The 19,171-nt window shown below is 43.5% G+C and carries 15 protein-coding genes; 11 read left to right on the top strand and 4 right to left on the bottom strand.

All coding sequences use genetic code 11. The features are described 5' to 3' along the window. The first annotated feature begins 511 nt into the window (after positions 1-511). Positions 512-1,687, top strand: a complete 1,176-nt coding sequence (gene dapE / locus PCAR9_RS13445) for a succinyl-diaminopimelate desuccinylase (RefSeq protein ID WP_179984031.1) — start codon at positions 512-514, stop codon at positions 1,685-1,687. Between the two features lie 70 nt (positions 1,688-1,757). Here the strand turns inward: dapE and olsF are convergent, their stop codons facing one another. Beyond that, on the bottom strand, positions 1,758-3,476 hold the full coding sequence (gene olsF / locus PCAR9_RS13440; protein WP_179984030.1) for a bifunctional ornithine lipid synthase OlsF: 1,719 nt from the start codon (positions 3,474-3,476) through the stop codon (positions 1,758-1,760). 194 nt (positions 3,477-3,670) lie between these two features. Continuing rightward, entirely contained in the window at positions 3,671-4,468 is a 798-nt protein-coding gene (locus tag PCAR9_RS13435; protein ID WP_179984029.1) for a UDP-2,3-diacylglucosamine diphosphatase, read from the bottom strand. A gap of 300 nt (positions 4,469-4,768) precedes the next feature. Here PCAR9_RS13435 and PCAR9_RS13430 point away from each other — a divergent pair, with 300 nt between their 5' ends. Further along, positions 4,769-6,787 (top strand): Ig-like domain-containing protein, encoded by a 2,019-nt coding sequence (locus tag PCAR9_RS13430; RefSeq protein ID WP_179984028.1) that lies wholly within the window; start codon positions 4,769-4,771, stop codon positions 6,785-6,787. 51 nt (positions 6,788-6,838) lie between these two features. On the opposite strand, the gene PCAR9_RS13425 is transcribed toward PCAR9_RS13430, so the two are convergent. After that, positions 6,839-7,744 carry a LysR family transcriptional regulator gene (locus tag PCAR9_RS13425; protein WP_179984027.1) on the bottom strand — a complete coding sequence of 302 codons (906 nt, stop codon included), beginning with the start codon at positions 7,742-7,744 and terminating at the stop codon, positions 6,839-6,841. 104 nt (positions 7,745-7,848) lie between these two features. Here PCAR9_RS13425 and PCAR9_RS13420 point away from each other — a divergent pair, with 104 nt between their 5' ends. From PCAR9_RS13420 to PCAR9_RS13405, 4 genes are all read left to right on the top strand, one after another. Then, positions 7,849-8,742 carry a bile acid:sodium symporter family protein gene (locus tag PCAR9_RS13420; RefSeq protein WP_179984026.1) on the top strand — a complete coding sequence of 298 codons (894 nt, stop codon included), beginning with the start codon at positions 7,849-7,851 and terminating at the stop codon, positions 8,740-8,742. Between the two features lie 20 nt (positions 8,743-8,762). Beyond that, complete coding sequence (locus PCAR9_RS13415) at positions 8,763-9,587, top strand: SDR family oxidoreductase (RefSeq protein ID WP_179984025.1); 825 nt, start codon at positions 8,763-8,765, stop codon at positions 9,585-9,587. A gap of 107 nt (positions 9,588-9,694) precedes the next feature. Beyond that, the gene (locus tag PCAR9_RS13410) at positions 9,695-10,825 is read left to right on the top strand and encodes a phosphotransferase family protein (protein WP_179984024.1); all 1,131 of its coding nucleotides are present in this window, start codon (positions 9,695-9,697) and stop codon (positions 10,823-10,825) included. After that, entirely contained in the window at positions 10,825-11,577 is a 753-nt protein-coding gene (locus tag PCAR9_RS13405) for an SDR family oxidoreductase (protein WP_179984023.1), read from the top strand. The genes PCAR9_RS13410 and PCAR9_RS13405 overlap by 1 nt, the downstream gene beginning before the upstream one ends. A 173-nt stretch (positions 11,578-11,750) precedes the next feature. Here PCAR9_RS13405 and rpsT read toward each other — a convergent pair whose 3' ends face one another. Next, positions 11,751-12,014, bottom strand: a complete 264-nt coding sequence (gene rpsT, locus PCAR9_RS13400; protein ID WP_014950134.1) for a 30S ribosomal protein S20 — start codon at positions 12,012-12,014, stop codon at positions 11,751-11,753. A 447-nt stretch (positions 12,015-12,461) separates the two neighbouring features. Here rpsT and murJ point away from each other — a divergent pair, with 447 nt between their 5' ends. From murJ to fkpB, 5 genes are all read left to right on the top strand, one after another. Continuing rightward, entirely contained in the window at positions 12,462-14,021 is a 1,560-nt protein-coding gene (gene murJ, locus PCAR9_RS13395; protein ID WP_179984022.1) for a murein biosynthesis integral membrane protein MurJ, read from the top strand. Positions 14,022-14,137: 116 nt separating this feature from the next. After that, positions 14,138-15,058 (top strand): bifunctional riboflavin kinase/FAD synthetase, encoded by a 921-nt coding sequence (gene ribF / locus PCAR9_RS13390; RefSeq protein WP_179984021.1) that lies wholly within the window; start codon positions 14,138-14,140, stop codon positions 15,056-15,058. A 269-nt stretch (positions 15,059-15,327) separates the two neighbouring features. Continuing rightward, positions 15,328-18,147, top strand: coding sequence for an isoleucine--tRNA ligase (gene ileS / locus PCAR9_RS13385; protein WP_179984020.1), 2,820 nt, complete (start codon positions 15,328-15,330; stop codon positions 18,145-18,147). After that, entirely contained in the window at positions 18,140-18,688 is a 549-nt protein-coding gene (gene lspA, locus PCAR9_RS13380; RefSeq protein WP_179984019.1) for a signal peptidase II, read from the top strand. Before ileS ends, lspA begins: the two co-directional genes overlap by 8 nt. 14 nt (positions 18,689-18,702) lie before the next feature. Then, positions 18,703-19,170: an FKBP-type peptidyl-prolyl cis-trans isomerase gene (gene fkpB / locus PCAR9_RS13375; RefSeq protein WP_179984018.1), complete on the top strand. Its 468-nt coding sequence runs from the start codon at positions 18,703-18,705 to the stop codon at positions 19,168-19,170. The last annotated feature ends 1 nt before the right edge of the window (position 19,171 follow it).

Genomic DNA, 19,171 nt, shown 5'->3' with positions numbered 1-19,171 from the left:
ATGGCCGTTTAACTGGAACAGCAGCGTAATTAACACCTCGGTAATATTACTTACTAATCCCTTGGGCTATATTAGATTGGCACATAGGTAGCAATTCTATAAGTAAAAAAGAGCTAATTTGTTAAAAACAACATGAGTGTATAAAACGCCGCAATGACGCCAGATAGCACGAATATGTAAAGGAAACCTTGCTTGCCTTGTTCAAGGGTATACTTATTTGCCTGCAAATAACCAAACCAAAGTAATGACAAGATTAGGGGTATTAAAACAATTATTTTTAACACGATGACGCCTTCTTTTAAGTTGTACTCTATTTATAACAATGTGAGTAGCTATAAACAAACATTAGGTAGGCCAGTGGAAGCTTTCATACACCTGCAGTAGTCTCTTTTTCTTCCATCCTCGCAATACGGGCTTTGGCTTTACTGTCATGGCTTTGTCGCAAATCTGTTATTAGTGTGTCACTTTAAATTTGTGTAATAGACTCATGTTTCTAAATTGGGTTACGTGAATGTCAATTCAGCCTTTACCTTCTTTAGCGACAGCGCGCAGTATTCACTTCGCCGAAGTATTAATGGCAAGAGAGTCTATCACTCCAATGGATGCGGGTTGTCAAAGCTATCTAATCTACAAGCTTGAAAAACTTGGTTTCACATGTGAGAAACATAAGATAAAAGGCGTTAAAAACCTCATTGCCCGATGGGGGCAGGGGCCTATTCATCTTGCGTTTAGTGGCCACACTGATGTAGTGCCTCCAGGTCCTATCGATAAATGGAAATCACCGCCATTTAGCCCGGTTATAAGTGAGAATAAACTTTACGGGCGCGGCGCTGCCGATATGAAAACGGGCATTGCAGCTATGCTAGCAGCAACAGAGCGAACCATTGCCTCTTTAGATCCTAGCAATATGTCTTTCTGGTGGTTAATTACCAGTGACGAAGAAGGTGAAGCTGAATGGGGTTCAAAGTGGATAGCTGAATATTTGTCGTCTAAAAATGTCCAGCTTGATATGTGTTTAGTAGGCGAGCCTTCTGCATCTACAAGAACCGGTGATACGATAAAAATAGGCCGTAGAGGCTCACTTTCTGGCACTATTCACATTACTGGCAAACAAGGCCATGTGGCTTACCCAAAGACCGCGGTTAATGCTATTCATAAAGCAAGTAGTGTGGTTAATGCACTAACTCACTATCCATTTGATACGGGAAGCGATGACTTTCCTGGCACTACACTTCAAATAACACACATGGATACAGGAAGCTTCACTGATAACATAGTGCCTAGCTCAGTACGGATAGAGTTCAATGTTAGGTATTCGTGGCAGTTCAATCAAAACAGCCTGTCTTTACTACTACGCGATATTATCAAGAATATCGATGTACAGGCCCAAATTAGCTTTTCAAGGCCTTGCGAAGCGTATTTAAGCAGCCCCAATAATGATGCAGAAAAGTGCCTCATTACCTGTGTTGAGAAAGCTATTAAGGGGGCTACCGGTCGTTATCCGGTAATAAGTACATCTGGCGGAACATCAGATGGGCGCTTTTTCGCGAGTGAGCGTACTCAGGTTGTTGAAGTAGGCGTGCCTAACACCACCATTCATCAGGTAAACGAACACATTCACTTATCGGATTTACTTACACTTGAAGATATCTATACGGATATTCTTAAAAATATTGGCGGTAGGTAATTGATACAGATATTCGTAGTAAATGAAAGAAGGGGGCGTATGTAATACGCTCCCTTATACAGTTTTAAGTTCAAGCCGTGGCTTTAAGTTGAATATCGGTCAAATAGCGTTTGCGTTTCTTCTCGGTAAGGCTTTGCATATCAACCACTACCAAGCCATCAATACAGTCGTTAAAATCTGGGTCGACATTGAATCCAAGGAACGCCACACCACCATCTTTAGCCACTTCGGAATATTGCTTATACAACGTAGGCACGTTAACGCCCATGTTAGCTAGTAGATGCTTTAACTGCGTAAATTCGGCCTTATAATCGCTACCTGTGAACTGATGCAAGGAATCTTGCGCCATTTGATAAGGGCGTTTACAGGTCGCTTCCCCGAACTTCGCAGGAAAATACGTAGTGTAGAATTGTACCAGTAGATCTTTAGCGGGCTCAGGATAGGTATTGCTTAGGGATACCGCACCAAAAAGATACCGGTATTTAGGGTAACGACCTAAAAATGCCCCGATACCAAACCACAAATAATCTAAACTGCGTTTGCCCCAGTAGCGAGGCTGTACAAAGCTTCGTCCTAACTCTAAGCCTTGCTTAAATAGTCTTTCGTTGTTTTTACTGTAATTAAATAAAGTTGCTGAGTAGAGTCCGGTAGGATGGTCGGGTGCGGTCAAAAGTTCTGCATCACCAAAACGATAAGCGCCCACGATTTCTAAATCGCTGTCATCCCAAAGTACAAGATGATAATAATAAGAGTCGTATTGGTCGATGTCTCTGCGCTTATTAGTGCCTTCGCCCACTGCGCGAAATGCCACCTCTCGTAAGCGTCCTATCTCACGCATAATGGGCGAGCAGCTTTTGTGCTGATACAAGTAAATAGATTTTCCATCACCTGTTTCTCCGAGATGCTCACATTCTCGCATAGCTCGAGCCAGTTCTTTTCTGTCTTCTGGAGGAGCTATAGAAGCCTGTGTTTCGAATACGCCTTTTTTATTGTTCCCTATTCGATATAAATGGCGCTTGAACAGCTTTACCTGCTCTTTCAACGGAATAGACGTTTGCTGGTATGCTTCAAAAGGGATGAGTTCACCTATGCGCATGGGCAAGTGCTTTTTGCGTTGTTTAAACATCTCTTTTACCAGCAGGGCAGTGGCGAGTGGCTTGTATACCATGGACACGCCATAAAAAAGTGGGCTATTTTTAGCATCAATATAAACTGGTAATATTGGCGCTTTCGCCTGCTTCGCAATACGTAAAAAACCTGTGTGCCACCTGGTGTCACGAACGCCTTGCGGGCGCAAACGAGAGACTTCGCCTGCGGGAAAAATAAGTATGGCACCATCACTATTTAGATGTGATTGAATAGCGGTCAAATGCTGCTTTGGTGTACCGCCTTGCATGTTGTTAACCGGTAGCAGCATTTCGTGAAGTGGCTCGATTGCCATAAGCATTTCGTTAGCGACCACTTTCAAATCGTGACGCACTTCACTTACTAGCTTAATTAAGGCAAGAGCGTCAAGCGAGCCAATTGGATGGTTGGCAATGATCACCACTTTGCCTTCACTAGGAATTCGCTCTTTTTCTACATCGCGGGTGGAATAGCTGATATTAAAGTATTCCAATACTTGTTCGACAAAATCAATATCTTCATAGTGAGGGTAGGTTTCACCAAACTCTGTAATTTCACGTTCATGGAGTAGGTGTCTTAATACGAAAGACAGCGATTTAAACAGAATAGGGTTGTTCGCTACTTGAGGATAATGCTTGTTCAGTACGTCGTTTACAGTAAACATAGAACCTGTTTCTCTTTCGGTTTTGGCGAACAATAGCAAGACAATATGACGCTTTTTACACACTTTGATGGCAGTTATTTGACAGTGTTAAAAAGATGTTATGAGTGCTGGCTCGACAACTTAGTTACGCGTAGATAGATGTGGTAAAAGCATTAGCGGGGGCTATAAGTGCCCCCCTTTAAAAGATGCGTTAACTATGCTGCTTTTGAACGAGACGTTTTGGCTGCAATAGATGTTACTGTGGCTGACTCCAATGAATAGAGGTAATGGATAAGGGATAAATTACCATCCATGTCTTCAGACAATGCACTGCAATTCTCAACCCAGTCGCCATCATTAATGTAGTGAATGCTGTTTTCAAAACTACTTTCAGGGTGATGAATATGTCCGCAAACTACGCCATCCAATCCCATTTCTTCTGCGCGCTTACAGCATGCCTCTCGATAGCGAGCAATAGCTTCATTCGCACCTTTAATGTGCTTTTTGATATAACCTGCCAATGACCAGTATTCACGTTTTCGCCACGCCCTCAAGCGGTTAAACTCGCGATTTAAAAAGAGCAATAGGTCGTAACCTTTATCGCCAATCCACGCATGGAATTTGCCCATGGTTACATCGCCATCGAACTGATCGCCATGTAAAACCAGGTAACGCTTCCCTTGTGCTGTGGTATGCACCAACTCTCGCTCTATTTCTATATCACCGAAAGCCATGCCAGAGTATGACTGAATTGGCTCATCGTGGTTGCCAGGCAAGTAAACCACTCGCGTTCCTTCCTGGCTCATTTGCATAAACTTATGCATAACTTGATTATGGGCTTTTGGCCATCGAAATTGTTTGGTCATTTGCCACATATCAACAATGTCGCCCACCAAATATAAGGTGTCTACTGTGATGCTATCTAGAAAGGAAAGTAAGTATTCAGCTTTGCAATCACGGTTTCCCAAGTGAATATCTGAAAGCCAAAGTGTTCGATAGTGTGTCTTTTTCATAGCGGTTTCCCAAAGCGATGCCTTGGACCGTCACTATAGGTCTGCAAATTGACACTACCGTGACGCTTGCTTGACCATTGTGTTACAAACTTGGTCTAAAGTATAAGAAAGGGGCGGCAATTATCGTTATAAATTACATGCAATTAAAATTCGAATCGGATACTCTGATGTTTCAAGGATGAAGTTTCGTAACGTACAAGGTAGTTCCGTCTCAGTATTCAGACCGTTATTAATATCCTCTCGTTCTCTCTTCGTCCTTAGTTTCTGTTTTGATGTAACGTAAAAACTAAGAGGCCACTCATGAAAATAAATAAAAAGCTCGCCCCGATCCCACTTTTTGTATCCCTCGCTCTGACAGGGTGTATTGAAGTTGACGACGATAGTAACGACGGAGTTGTTGACGCGCTTAATCAACAAAATGCTGTACTTACTGAACAAAATAACCTTCTTGCAGAGCAAATCGAAAATAATCAAACTTCGGTTACGTTGGCAGGCGCTGTGGTTGATACTCGCACTGATATACCTTTAGTGGGCTTGAACGTCGCTGTTTACCAAGGAAATACAGTGATTGCTGAAGGTGTAACCTCAGAGAATGGCAGTTTTAACCTAGAAGGCTTACCAGCAAGTGCAGACCTAACCGTTGTAGTTTCGTCCACTGATGAAAGTTACTTAAAACGCGCATTTTTTATTACCACTGGTCCTGTAAGCACAGGGGAAGGATATGACGACATTGGTATCATAGGAGTATCTACACCTGTTGAGGTAGAGTTCAGCGTTACGGAAACGGAAAGCGGCGAAGCAGTCGGTGGACTTAGCTTTATTGGTTTTTCTTTTTCGGGGGCATCTACCAGCAGCGTATTTGATTTTGCCCATGAAAGCGAATTCAATGAAGAATCACAAACTTACCAAATTACTTTGCCACGTGATTTAAACGTTACACTACGTGCGAATATTGACATAGATAACGACGGAGAAGCTGACTTCGATTTCACTAACAACGACAATGTAAACTTATCTGGCGATACACTGTTTATTTACGATGCAAGTGAGTTTTCAGAAGAGGAAATCAGCCTTGGTCAATACGATGAAGTTACAGCAGAAGAGAAAACTGTTGTAATAAGCCTGATTGACAGTATGGGCGAGCCTATCGCAGGCGCTGAGTTCATGATGGATACGTCAGAGGAAACGTACACGTCTGAATATGATGAAGAAAATGGTTCTTATGAGTTAGTGGTTCCATTTGATGGTGGTATTTCGTTTGAAATGTCCTATTTCCAAGTAGGTGATATCACCTATTCGACAGGCAGTATTAACCTGAGTCGTTCAACACGTTCTGCCACAGGTGAAACTTCAATTAACGTTAGTACAAGTGGGTTTGAGTCAAATAGCTATTACACAGTAGCTGACTCTGAGATTATTAACTTAGTCCTAGTTCCTACTGAAGTTGAGCCCCAAGCAACCGTTGAAGTTATTACTACGAATGTTAACCCGTCTAATTTTGCCTATTCAGTGTATTACAGCGAAGCTGTTGACATAGATCTGGACGAGGTTAGCCTGACTTTCGACGAAGTTTCAATTGTTCGCGGCAATGAGTCTGCTGATGATAGCGTTCCTAATGGTTACACTTATATTTTAAGTGAAGAGGCAAGTGTAGAGCTTAGCCAGAGCGTGGACCTTGGTGGTGTTAAGCACACGTTTTCTCCAGCAACAGAATTGCAAGCTAACACTAACTACCGTTTTGCAATTGGTGAAGTTTCTCCAACCTCTGGTGGTGTTTCAGCAAATATTTATGGTGATGATTATTCATTTACCACCCCCGCTGATGAAACGGCAGAGTTCGATATCAACACTCTAAAATTAGATAACAGCAATTACTATTCTAATGGCTCAGTTATCGTTAGTGAAAATACAGCCGGGGTTGCAAACTCGGCAAATAATTTTGGTAATTCAGTGAGTATTCTACTACCAACTTCAGTTGAATCACTTAATTACCTTATTATTAATTTTGAAAGTTACACTGAAAATGGAAATGAATACGCTTTTGTGAATAGATATGAGCTAGTTCGAGATGAAAACATTTCTATGCAGCGTTTGCTTGCAATAAACGTGGCTCAAAATGAAAGTATCTCTAATCAGGCTTATACTTCGTATATAAGTGGTACAACAGTAGCTGATGGCGAATACATCTACAGAGATAGAATCAGCCTATATCTAGAGGACAACACTGCGGAAAATCCTGTCAGTGCGACTTTTAGTTATGAGTATCAAACAAAAGCTGGCGAAAATGCATCGGGTAAGTTAACACTTCCAATTCTTTAATTCTCATAACGTGAAGAGAGTATAAGCCGATACCTCAGTGTATCGGCTTTTTTATAGCCCCAATTTATTTACTACTTCTAAAAGCTTCTCCCGCATCCAAATATTTACTAAATCTTCATCCGCATTTTTGTGCCAGTACATGTGCACGGGAAGAGGAGGTACTTCAAACGGAAGTGGCAAAGTCTCGATATTACGTTTGTTGTTAAATTGCTGTGCAAAGCGTGCTGGCATAGTCAACAAAAGGTCACACTGACTCACTACATTAACAGCGGCAAAGTAGTGCTCACATTGTAGGGATATTTTTCGATGCAAATTGTGTTGAGCAAGGGCGAGATCAACAGTGTCTAGTTTAGAATCTTTTAAAGACACAAGTGCATGCTGTGCAACTGAGTAGTTTTCAATACTGGGGTTGTCTAGGTAGCTATTTGTTGGCGCGCATACTACCACAAAGGTTTCTTCGCAGATAAATTGTGAACGTATCTCACTGCTGGTGGGAACAAGAGCATCAATTACGATATCAATTTCTTTGTTAGAAAGAGCTGGCGCAAGTTCGGGCCAAGTTACCTGTCTACTAATTACCGTGATATTGGGGGTGTTTTGAACAAGTTCAGGAATTAGCGTTGGAAAAAATATAGATTCTAAAATATCACGCATTCCAAGGTTAACTGTGCGTGGTTTATCACCTATGTCAAAGTCCACTTTGCCTTTTAACGTATTTTCAAGGGTTTCAATTGATGTAACGACCGACGTAATGATGCCTTGGCAGAACGGGGTAGGAATAACTTGCCGCCCATGGCGCGTAAACAATGGGTCATCAAATTTTTCTCGTAGCCTACTGAGCGCATGACTTACCGCAGGCTGAGTAATATGCAGCGCATTGGCGGCTCTAGTAATGCTGCCGTGCTCATAGACCGCACGTAGCACTACGAATAAATTAAAATCTATTTTTCCATGCATAATATTTATGGGTTCGCATAATAAGCCATCATTTTTATTTATTGATAAACAGGGTACACTGGCTTAAATGTTAATAAAAGGTTTCTTTTGTAAGGGGCGTGTGCATGCAGGCATCTGTACTTACCGAGGTGTTGTTACCTCTCGCTTTGGCATTTGTTATGTTTGGCATGGGGTTAACCCTAACCCCTGCTGACTTTGCCCGATTGCTGAAAGCGCCTAGGGCGGTAATAACAGGCTTTATAGGCCAAATTGTGTTATTACCTTTGTTAGCCTTAGGTTTATGTATTGCGTTTGGGGTGCCCGACTATATTGCCGTGGGAATAATGATTTTGGCTGCATGCCCTGGCGGTACTACCAGTAATTTAATCAGCCATATTGCAAAAGCCAATCTAGCCCTTTCGGTTAGCTTAACCGCAATTTCAACCATCGCCTGCGTGTTCACAACGCCATTTATTATACAATTTGCTCTTAACTACTTTGTAAAAGAAAACGCGCCTGAGTTTTCTATTATACAAACGGTGACAGGGCTAGTAGGTATATCAATATTCCCAGTGATAATTGGTATGGCTATTCGACATTTTAAAAGTGGCTTCGCTATGAAAACAGAAAACTTTTTTCGACAATTTTCGATGTACTTTATGTTGCTTATGATTATCGGAGTGCTTGTCTCAGAAAGAGATAACCTAGCTACATCTTTCGAAAGTGCCTTTCTAGTTTGTTTAGCGTTAAACCTTTTATCAGTATTGTTAGGGTTGGTACTTGCCAAGATCTCTGCATTGGCATTTAAAGACTCTCTTACCCTTGCTATTGAAATAGGCGTGCAAAACGCGGCACTCGCCATGCTCATATGTATTACCTTTTTACAAGCGCCTGACTATGCCATTGCCCCTGGTGTTTACGGTATAGCAATGTACATCGGTCCTGCTTTATTAGCGCTGTGGGCAAAACGAAATGCAAAGATAGCTGTGAAAACAACGCCAAAAGTACTCGTGAAATAATAATAATTAGGAAACACATAATGCGTATATTGATTACCGGTGGAGCTACCGGCTTAGGTCAGGCCATTGCCCTAAAATGGGCGGAAAAATGGGTAAGCAAAGATATAAGTATTTGCATTGCAGACATTAACCAAGAGAGGGGAGGTGAAACGGTAGATATGCTTTCTGCACAAGGTGCAAATGCGTTTTATGTACACTGCGATATAACCTCCGATAGTGACGTTAAAGCCCTAGCGCAAACTATCGAAACTCGTTGGGGCGGCGTGGACTATGTGTTTAATAACGCTGGGGTCGCTACGGGCGGTAGTCTTTTAGACGAGACTATCGAGCAGTGGCAATGGGTATTCGATATTAACGTGTTAGGCATGGTGAGAGTGAGTCGTGCGCTATTACCGTTAATGCGCAAGCAATGCAGTGGTTACTTTATTAACGTTGCCTCGCAAGCAGGGCTTACGCCTATTCCTTATATGGGAAGCTATAACTCAGTTAAAGCCGCTGTAGTATCGTTTTCTGAAACAATGAAGTTGGAACTGGCACCAGACAATATAAACGTTAGTGTGGTATGCCCCAGTTTCTTCAAAACAAATTTAGATGAGTCGATGAGAAGCAGCAACCCAGCGTCGCATAAGATGATCAACAAGTTTTTCGCTAAGGCAGATATGACTAAAGAAGAGGTAGCAGAGTCAATATTTCAACAAGTCAGTCAAGGGAAATTCCTTATCCTCACTCATAAGTTAGGCAAACGGGCGTTCTTATTGAAAAAGTTGTTACCCACTCAGCGCTATATAAGCAATATGCTCAATCAAACTAAAACGATGAAACGAGCAATGGAAAAGCACAATTAAAGAATAAAGTTAAAGAGTAAAGAAAGACAAAATTTGTTTCGAATAAATGCTTACCAATAACCGGCTTTAAATAAGCGTTTAGCACAAGAGTAAAAGAAGAACGATATATGCAACAACAGGTAGTAGATAAAGCGGATAGCGTGCGAGCAGGCGAAGAGTTAGACGTCAGCGCTGTGCACGAATGGCTTAAGGAAAATAGTAGTGCCTCAAATCCATCATTGAAGGCCAAGATACAAAGCAGCGATAGTTTGCCTAAAGTAACCCAGTATTCCGGTGGCGCTTCCAATTGGACGTATTGCTTGGACTATCAAAACAGTGAGCAAGACGACAGCCAACAAACCTCGTTAATTTTACGCAGAGCACCCGCAGGTACAAAAGCTAAAGGGGCCCACGATATGGGGCGAGAGTTCCGATTACAGCACGCCTTAAAGCCTGTTTATCGTTATGTACCAGAGATGCTTGGGCTTTGCGAAGATGAAAGCATAATTGGCACTGAGTTCTACGTGATGGAGAAGTTTACCGGTGTGATACCCCGCAAGAACTTACCTAAAGGCTTAAACACCACCGAACAGCAAACCAAACAGCTCTGCACTAATGTACTTGATAGCTTAATAGAGCTACACAAAGTGGACTATAAGAAAGCGGGGCTTGAGCACTTAGGGAAAGGTGCTGGCTATATAGAACGTCAAATAAGCGGGTGGAGCGAGCGCTATAGTAAAGCGAAAACCTGGAATGTCCCCTCGGGTAAAAAAATCATGCGTTGGCTAGAGAATAACATGCCTGACCAAGAACGCATTTGTATTACGCATAATGACTTCAGGTTCGATAATGTGGTGTTAAAGCCGGACAACTACACCCAAATTATCGGCGTTCTTGATTGGGAGTTAGCTACGTTGGGTGACCCACTTATGGACTTAGGTAATACCTTGGCGTATTGGGTGCAAGCTGATGATGATTTTTTAGCACAATCTACACGTCGTCAGCCAACTCACTTGCCGGGAATGCTAACACGTAAGCAAGTTGTGGCGTATTACTGTAAGGAAATGGAGATAGATGTTAAAGATTTTGCTTTTTATGAGGTTTACGGGCTTTTCCGTTTAGCTGGTATTGCACAGCAAATTTACTATCGCTATCACCACAAGCAAACCAATAATCCAGCGTTCAAAAACTTTTGGATCTTCATTCATTACTTAATGTGGCGTTGTAATAAGGCCATTAAAGCATCAGGAAAACGATAATGACAACAAGACGCAATATTCTGATAACGGGCGCGAGTTCTGGTTTAGGCAAAGGAATGGCGATTGAGTTTGCCAAACAGGGGTGTAACTTAGCGCTATGTGCAAGGCGCTTTGAGAACTTAGAAAAACTGAAAGACGAATTACTTTCAATTAATCCAAATATTGACGTGTATATTCGCTCGCTTGATGTAAATGATCACGATGCGGTTTTTGAAGTGTTCGACGCATTCAAAGCTGACATGGGAACCCTAGATAGAGTTATTGTGAATGCAGGAATGGGAAAGGGCGCGTCAATTGGCACAGGGTATTTCCATGCCAATAAGCAAACGGCGGTAACTAACTTTGTGTCGGCGCTAGCGCAATGTGAAGCGGCAATGGCTATTTTCAAAGCACAAAACAGTGGGCATTTAGTGACAATTTCATCTATAAGTGCTGTACGCGGGTTTAGACGAGCTATGACTGTTTACGCCGCTACGAAGGCAGGCCTAACGTCTATGACAGAAGGTATTCGAATGGATGTAATGAATACGCCGATTAAAGTCACCTGCATTCATCCTGGTTTTATTCGCAGTGAGATAAATGAAAAAGTTGAGAAGGTGCCGTTTATTGTTGATACCGATGTGGGCTGTCGCGCTATGGTCAACGCAATCAATAAAGAAAAAGCGAATGCGTTTGTGCCAAGCTGGCCTTGGGCAATTCTTCACTGGATCATGCGTATTGCACCGGCAAGCTCAATAAGAAAAATGAGCTGATAAGCGGATAGCTGGGATGTGAACACACCGCAAAGACTGTAACAGAGCTCGCCTAGTGGTGGGCTTTATGCCTTTAAGTCTAAATTTAAAATCAGTAACCCATGCTAATTAGCGTCGATTACAGATACAAAAAAAGCGCCGAAGGGCGCTTTTTTAACTACTAATCGTAAAGATTAACCTAGTGCTTTAATCTGTGCAGCTAGACGGCTCTTATGACGAGCAGCTTTGTTCTTGTGAATCAAGCCTTTAGTAGCCATTCTGTCAAGTACTGGAGTAGCAGCAGTAAGTGCAGCTTGTGCCGCTTCTTTGTCACCGCTTGCAATTGCAGCGATAACTTTCTTGATGCTTGTACGAGTCATTGAACGACGGCTAGCGTTGTGCTGACGACGCTTTTCGGCTTGGATTGCACGCTTCTTAGCAGACTTAATGTTAGCCAAGGTGTAACTCCCAAAATAAATTCATGTCAAAAACGAGGGTGCGGATTGTGCCTACCAAACGCCCAAATGTCAAACGATTTAAAACTTAAATCGTTCCGCATTAAAACGCGCAAGCTATTGAACACAAAGTATGCTCAACACGTTGCACATTCTTTGCGACATTTCTCTGCGACATTTTTTGAAAGAAATTCGTAATGATATTCTTTCAGGACATTTAAGCGATAGACATGCAAAAACAACAGCACCCCATATCGGGCGCGGATTATAGCAAGAAAGTTCATAAAGGTGCACAACTATTTTGAATAAATCGTTTCGTAGACCATAGGCTTTCGCTATTATGGCTCGCTCGCAACCTGTTGTTGTCGCTTTACGCGTAGCAGACGTCTTTAATAACGCTTAAAAACTGTTTGCTGTTCAGTCTATTTTTACCTCTATTGGAAGTGTGACGTGTCACGGAAGTTAATAAAATCTGGTCTTATCGTCAGTGTTATGACCCTGGTCTCGCGAGTATTAGGCCTGGTGCGTGATGTTGTTGTTGCCAAGCTTATGGGCGATGGGGCAGCTGCTGACGTATTTTTCTTTGCTAACAAAATTCCTAATTTTCTACGTCGTCTATTCGCTGAAGGCGCATTTGCGCAAGCGTTTATTCCGGTGTTAACCGAAGTTCATGAAAACGACGATAAAAAGCAGCTAAGAGAATTTGTTGCGAAAGTTAGCGGTACGTTAGGCGCTATCGTGTTTGTGGTATCTATTATTGGCGTTGTTGCATCACCTGTTTTGGCTGCCCTCTTTGGTACCGGTTGGTTTATGGCATGGCTTGAAGGCGATGAAGCTGGCGACAAGTTTGTGCTTGCATCAACCATGCTAAAAATAACTTTTCCGTACTTAGCATTTATCTCCTTAACAGGGTTGGCTGGCGCAATACTCAATACCCTCAACAAATTTGCCGTTGCAGCCTTCACTCCTGTTTTACTAAACGTATGTATTATTACGTGTGCGATATATTTAGCACCTGAATTGGAACAACCTGCATACGCTCTCGCTTGGGGGGTGTTTATTGGCGGCATCGTGCAATTTTCGTTTCAACTGCCCTTTTTGTTCAGAGCTGGGCTTTTAGTTAAGCCGAAGTGGGGCTGGCACGACGAAAATGTGGTTAAAGTGCGTACCCTTATGATCCCCGCATTATTCGGTGTGTCAGTAGGACAGATTAACCTGCTTTTTGATACCTTTATCGCCAGCTTTTTAGTTACCGGTTCAATAAGCTGGTTGTACTATTCAGACAGACTACTTGAGTTTCCTTTAGGGCTGTTTGGTATCGCCATTGCCACAGTTATTTTACCTACGCTGTCTAGAAATCATGTAAGCAATAACCCCAAAGCGTTTGCTGCGAATATCGACTGGGCGTTTCGCATGGTGTGTTTGTTAGGCATTCCGGCAGCAGTAGGGCTCGGCGTAATGGCAAGGCCTATTTTAACCGTTATATTCCAACGCGGCGCGTTTACTGCAGAAACGGCCATTATGGCTTCGTACTCGCTTACTGCGTACTCATTTGGCTTGCTCAGCTTTATGCTGGTTAAGATTCTTGCGCCAGGTTTTTACTCCCGACAAGACACTAAAACGCCGGTGAAATTTGGTATCTGGTGTATGGTCGCTAACATGGTGTTTAACGTAGTCCTTGCTATACCTTTTGGATATGTAGGGTTAGCTATTGCAACTAGCATGTCAGCTACGCTAAACGCTGCTTTGCTCTATATAACGCTTCACCGTCAAGGAGTGTTTGCACTTAGCCGTACATCGGTTCTGTTTATAGCGCGCGTGGTACTCTCAAGTGCTGCCATGGGCGGGCTTATTTACTATCGAGACCAAGGCTTAGCCTTCTTTGATTTATCGCTTTCTGCCCAAATGTTAGAGGTAGGGATAACCATTTCGCTATCGGTGATATTATTTATGACCACCATGGTGGTGCTGGGCATGCGTCCGAGGCACTTTAGAAGCGGTGGCGAGTAATTTTTAATTACGGTAACCCGACAGCGCGGGAATAGTGCGCGCGCTTGGTATTGTGCTCGTGGTCGGCTATAATCGCGAGCTTTGAATTTCTAGCAGTTAAAAGGTAGTGGCTAACAGTGGAATTTATCCGCGGGCTAAACAATGTAAAACCGCACCACAAAGGGTGTGTGCTCACTATCGGCAAGTTCGACGGCGTACACCGTGGTCATCAGGCTGTGCTGGCGAATGTGCTTGAAAAAGCGAAATCGCTATCACTTCCAGCCACCGTGATGGTGTTTGAACCGCAACCTGAAGAAGTTTTTATGCCTGATAAGGCCCCAGCGCGTATCAGCCCTCTTCGTGAAAAGTACGAATTGCTGCGCCAACAAGGTGTGGACAGACTGCTTGCTGTACGCTTTAACGCTGAGTTTGCAAAACAAAGTGCCGACACTTTTGTCCACGACCTACTGGTAGACAAATTAGGTGTTAAATTCCTAGTTGTTGGTGATGACTTCCGTTTTGGCAATGGTCGTAAAGGTGACTTCGAGATGCTTGAAGCGGCGGGTCGTCAGTACGGCTTCGATGTAGTAAGTACCCATAGTTTTACTATGCACGCTCATCGAATAAGCTCAACTGCGGTTCGAGAAGCGCTAGCTGACAGTGATTTCGGACTATCTACCGAAATGTTAGGCCGCCCCTTCGCTATTCACGGCAGGGTTGTGCACGGTGAGAAAAAAGGCCGTACCATTGGCTTTCCGACCGCTAACGTAATGCTTAAACGCCAGAAAACACCCATTCACGGCGTGTTTGCGGTGCGTGTTGATGTAGATGGCAAGCACTTTAACGGTGTTGCTAACATTGGTACTCGTCCCACTGTAAACGGGGTACGAAACCAACTTGAAGTTCACATTTTTGACTTGTCATCCGACCTATACGGTAAGCCCATTACGGTGTTTCCCATGGCGAAAATAAGAGATGAAATTAAATTTGATTCTTTCGAGGCGTTGAAAGATCAAATTCAAGCGGATGCAGCGCAAGCGCGTCTGTTATTAGCATAGTTAAACGTGATAAAGTCACAAGACGTTTGTGCGCGTATTAGTTTCATTGTGCTCGACTTTTTAAACGTTGATCCTTGTTTGTGGAACGTGCAAGTGCACTATGGTGCTAGAACATATTTCGTCGGCCTCGCGTTAGTGGGGGCGACACCCAGTTTTACGTTGAATTTTTCAAATTCAGCGTTTTAATTTGAACATCGCAAAATGAATATCGCCTTCACAATGTTTTCGTGCATTGGGTGAACATTAAGGTAACCGGATAATACAATTTTATGAGTGATTACAAAGCCACACTGAACCTTCCAGAAACTGCGTTTCCGATGCGCGGTAACCTTGCTCAGCGCGAGCCAAAAATGCTTAAAGACTGGCAGGAAAAAGGGGTATACAGCAAAATTCGTGAAGCGAAAAAAGGTAAAAAACCGTTTATTCTTCACGATGGCCCTCCATATGCAAATGGCGATATTCACATTGGTCACGCGGTTAATAAAATTCTTAAAGACATTATTGTAAAGTCTAAAAACCTTTCCGACTTCGACTCTCCGTATGTTCCTGGTTGGGATTGTCACGGTCTGCCAATCGAGTTGATGGTAGAAAAGAAAGTTGGTAAGCCGGGTAAGAAAGTTACAGCAGCTGAGTTTCGTCAAAAATGTCGCGAATATGCGCAAAAGCAAATTGACGGGCAAATGGCCGACTTTAAACGCTTAGGTGTGTTTGGTGAGTGGGATAACCCATACAAAACCATGGACTTCAAATCTGAAGCCGACATCATTCGTGCATTAAGTAAAATTGTAGACTCTGGTCACTTAGAAAAGGGCTTCAAACCTGTTCACTGGTGTACAGATTGTGGTTCAGCACTTGCTGAAGCAGAGGTTGAATACAAAGACAAAGTTTCTCCGGCTATCGACGTTAAGTTCCCAGTAGCTGATGTGGCTGCTATCGCAGAAGCGTTTGGCGTGTCTGAAAGAGACTTAACCACACACAAAGCTGGCGTCGTTATTTGGACCACTACACCGTGGACGCTACCTGCCAACCGTGCAATTAGCTTACACCCTGAACTTACCTACGCAATTGTTGAGGTTCAGCCGTCAAACGAATGGTTAGTGGTAGCGCAGGACCTGCTTGAAAGCTGTATGAATCGTTACGGCGTAGAAGATTTCCGTGAAGTGGCAACCTGTACTGGCGAAGCACTAGATAAGCTTAAAGTGAATCATCCATTCTTAGACCTTGAAGTACCGCTAATTTTAGGCGAACACGTTACTACAGAGTCTGGTACTGGCTGTGTTCACACTGCACCTGCTCATGGTGTTGACGACTTCAACGTTGGCAAACAATACGATATCGAAGTGTACAATCCGGTAGGTAATAATGGTGTGTACCTTGAAAACACGCCTCTATTTGCAGGTAAGTTTGTATTTAAAGCTAACGATGAAATTATTGAAACGGTAAAAGAGAAGGGCAACCTTGTCTTGAACGTGAAATACGAGCATAGCTACCCACACTGCTGGCGCCACAAAACGCCAATTATTTTCCGCGCTACGCCTCAGTGGTTTGTTAGCATGGATAAGAAAGGCCTTCGCGCTGAATCACTTGAACAAATTAAGCAAACCAAGTGGATCCCAGATTGGGGCCAAAACCGCATTGAAAAAATGGTTGAAGGTCGTCCAGACTGGTGTATCTCTCGTCAACGTACGTGGGGCGTGCCTATTCCTTTGTACGTGCATAAACTTACCGGTGAGATTCACCCTGAGTCTGCGGCATTGATGGAAAAAGTGGCGCAAGAAGTTGAAGCGAAAGGCATACAAGCGTGGTGGGATCTAGATGATGCAGCACTGCTTGGTAGCGAGTTAGACAACTACGAGAAAGTAACTGATACCCTAGATGTATGGTTTGACTCAGGCGTAACTCACTACTTTGTGGTAGACCGTCGCGATGATATCCCGGCCTCTGCCGATTTATATCTTGAAGGTTCTGACCAGCACCGCGGTTGGTTTATGTCTTCGCTTATGTCATCAACTGCCATGCACGGTCACGCGCCTTATAAAGAAGTGCTAACACACGGCTTTACGGTAGATGCCCACGGCAGAAAAATGTCGAAGTCGGTAGGTAATGTTGTGGCGCCTCAGGAAGTGACTAACAAATTAGGCGCAGACATCCTTCGTCTATGGGTAGCGTCTACTGACTATCGCGGCGAGATTGCGGTATCGGATGAAATCTTAAAACGCGCTGCAGACGGCTATCGCCGCGTACGTAATACGGCACGCTTCCTTCTTGCTAACCTTAACGGTTTTGACGTTAAAGATGCAGTTGCAGAAGATGATATGGTTGCTCTTGACCGCTGGATTGTTGCTCGTGCCAAGGCGCTTCAAGAAGAGCTTATCGAAGCGTATGAAAAGTATGACCTACTAGTAGTGTCACAGAAGCTTACGCACTTTTGTTCAATTGAACTGGGGTCATTCTATTTAGACGTCATTAAAGACCGTCAATATACAGCCGAAGCAGATGGCTTGGCCCGTCGCTCATGCCAAACGGCCATGTACCACATCATTGAAGCATTGGTTCGTTGGATGGCGCCTATCACCAGCTTTACTGCTCAAGAAATTTGGGAAACGCTACCAGGTGAGCGTAGTGAGTTTGTATTTACTGAAACTTGGTACGAAGGGTTTAATAACTTCACGCAAAGCGATACGTTTAATGATGCCCTATGGCATCAAGTGCTAAGCGTAAAAGACGCGGCAAACCAAGCGATGGAACAGGCGCGTAAAGATGGCGAACTGGGTGGTTCATTAGAAGCGAGCATTTCGCTTTATGCTACCGAGTCGTTGTACAACGTACTCGCAAAACTTGAAGACGAGCTACGCTTCGTACTTATTACATCGGGCGTTACGCTAACCAAAGTCGACAATGCTCCGTCTGATGCGAAAGCTACAGACGTTGAAGGTCTATGGCTAAGCGTTGATAAAGCAAGTGGCGAAAAATGCGTGCGCTGTTGGCATCACCGTGAAGATGTTGGTTCACATGAAGGTCACGAAGAGCTATGTGGTCGCTGTGTGACAAACATCGATGGAGACGGAGAAGAGCGTCACTATGCTTAAGCTTTTTCGCGAAACGGGGTTGCGTTTCTTATGGATAAGCGCAGTTGCGTTTATCCTCGACCAATGGAGTAAGTATACGGTTATCGACAGCATGTCGCTGTATCAGTCTATACAGGTACTGCCGTTTTTTAACTTTACTTACGTGCACAACTACGGAGCCGCATTTAGCTTTTTAGAAAATGCGGGTGGTTGGCAGCGCTGGTTCTTCACTGCCATTGCTGTTGTAGTAAGTGTAGTGATTTTGTGGTGGCTGAAACAGTCACCTCGTTCGCAAAAAATGCTGCCGGTTGCATTTGCCTTTATCTTAGGTGGTGCACTAGGAAACGTTTACGACCGTTTAGTTCATGGTTATGTCATCGACTTCTTAGATTTTTACGTAAACAATTATCACTGGCCCGCCTTCAATATTGCCGACAGCGCCATATTTATAGGTGCGGCTTTACTTATCATCGACATGTTTAAAAATGGCGATAAAAGAAGTGAAGAAAAAAGCGCAAACGTGCAAGCAAGCGGCGCGAAAAGTAGCGAAACCATTAAGTAGTATTCGGAAAGGTTATGACAGATTCTTTAGTAATAGGCGCAGATAGCGAAGTTATTCTTCACTTCGATTTGAAACTTGAAGACGGCTCTGCTGCAGACAGTACTCGTGTAAATAACAAACCTGCCAAAATGGTGATGGGTGACGGCAGCCTAACACCGAATTTTGAAGCGTGTTTACTTGGGCTCGCAAAGGGTGACAAAAAGTCTTTCACATTAGGCCCTGAAGATGCGTTTGGTCAGTCTGACCCGAACAATATTCACTACATGGATAGAAGCCGCTTCGGTGCTGACTTACAAGTAGAAGAAGGCATGATTCTAGCCTTTGCACAGCCAGATGGTTCTGAAATTCCGGGGATTATTCGAAGTGCTGCCGGCGATTCAGTAACGGTAGACTTCAATCATCCGTTAGCAGGTCAAACGGTTATTTTCGATGTAGAAATCATTGATGTTAAGCCTGGCGCCTCAGCACAAGGTGGACACTAGT

It is taken from the genome of Alteromonas macleodii (assembly GCF_903772925.1).
In the GTDB taxonomy this organism is placed as follows: Bacteria; Pseudomonadota; Gammaproteobacteria; order Enterobacterales; family Alteromonadaceae; genus Alteromonas; species Alteromonas macleodii_A.
Note: the sequence above shows the minus strand (reverse complement) of the source record. Positions and strands in the feature narration are given on the sequence as shown.

Bases quoted from the DNA above. Each gene is read 5' to 3' on its own strand.
- dapE (WP_179984031.1), top strand. From the start codon at position 512: ATGTCAATTCAGCCTTTACCTTCTTTAGCGACAGCGCGCAGTATTCAC.
- olsF (WP_179984030.1), bottom strand. From the start codon at position 3,476: ATGTTTACTGTAAACGACGTACTGAACAAGCATTATCCTCAAGTAGCG.
- PCAR9_RS13435 (WP_179984029.1), bottom strand. From the start codon at position 4,468: ATGAAAAAGACACACTATCGAACACTTTGGCTTTCAGATATTCACTTG.
- PCAR9_RS13430 (WP_179984028.1), top strand. From the start codon at position 4,769: ATGAAAATAAATAAAAAGCTCGCCCCGATCCCACTTTTTGTATCCCTC.
- PCAR9_RS13425 (WP_179984027.1), bottom strand. From the start codon at position 7,744: ATGCATGGAAAAATAGATTTTAATTTATTCGTAGTGCTACGTGCGGTC.
- PCAR9_RS13420 (WP_179984026.1), top strand. From the start codon at position 7,849: ATGCAGGCATCTGTACTTACCGAGGTGTTGTTACCTCTCGCTTTGGCA.
- PCAR9_RS13415 (WP_179984025.1), top strand. From the start codon at position 8,763: ATGCGTATATTGATTACCGGTGGAGCTACCGGCTTAGGTCAGGCCATT.
- PCAR9_RS13410 (WP_179984024.1), top strand. From the start codon at position 9,695: ATGCAACAACAGGTAGTAGATAAAGCGGATAGCGTGCGAGCAGGCGAA.
- PCAR9_RS13405 (WP_179984023.1), top strand. From the start codon at position 10,825: ATGACAACAAGACGCAATATTCTGATAACGGGCGCGAGTTCTGGTTTA.
- ileS (WP_179984020.1), top strand. From the start codon at position 15,328: ATGAGTGATTACAAAGCCACACTGAACCTTCCAGAAACTGCGTTTCCG.
- lspA (WP_179984019.1), top strand. From the start codon at position 18,140: ATGCTTAAGCTTTTTCGCGAAACGGGGTTGCGTTTCTTATGGATAAGC.
- fkpB (WP_179984018.1), top strand. From the start codon at position 18,703: ATGACAGATTCTTTAGTAATAGGCGCAGATAGCGAAGTTATTCTTCAC.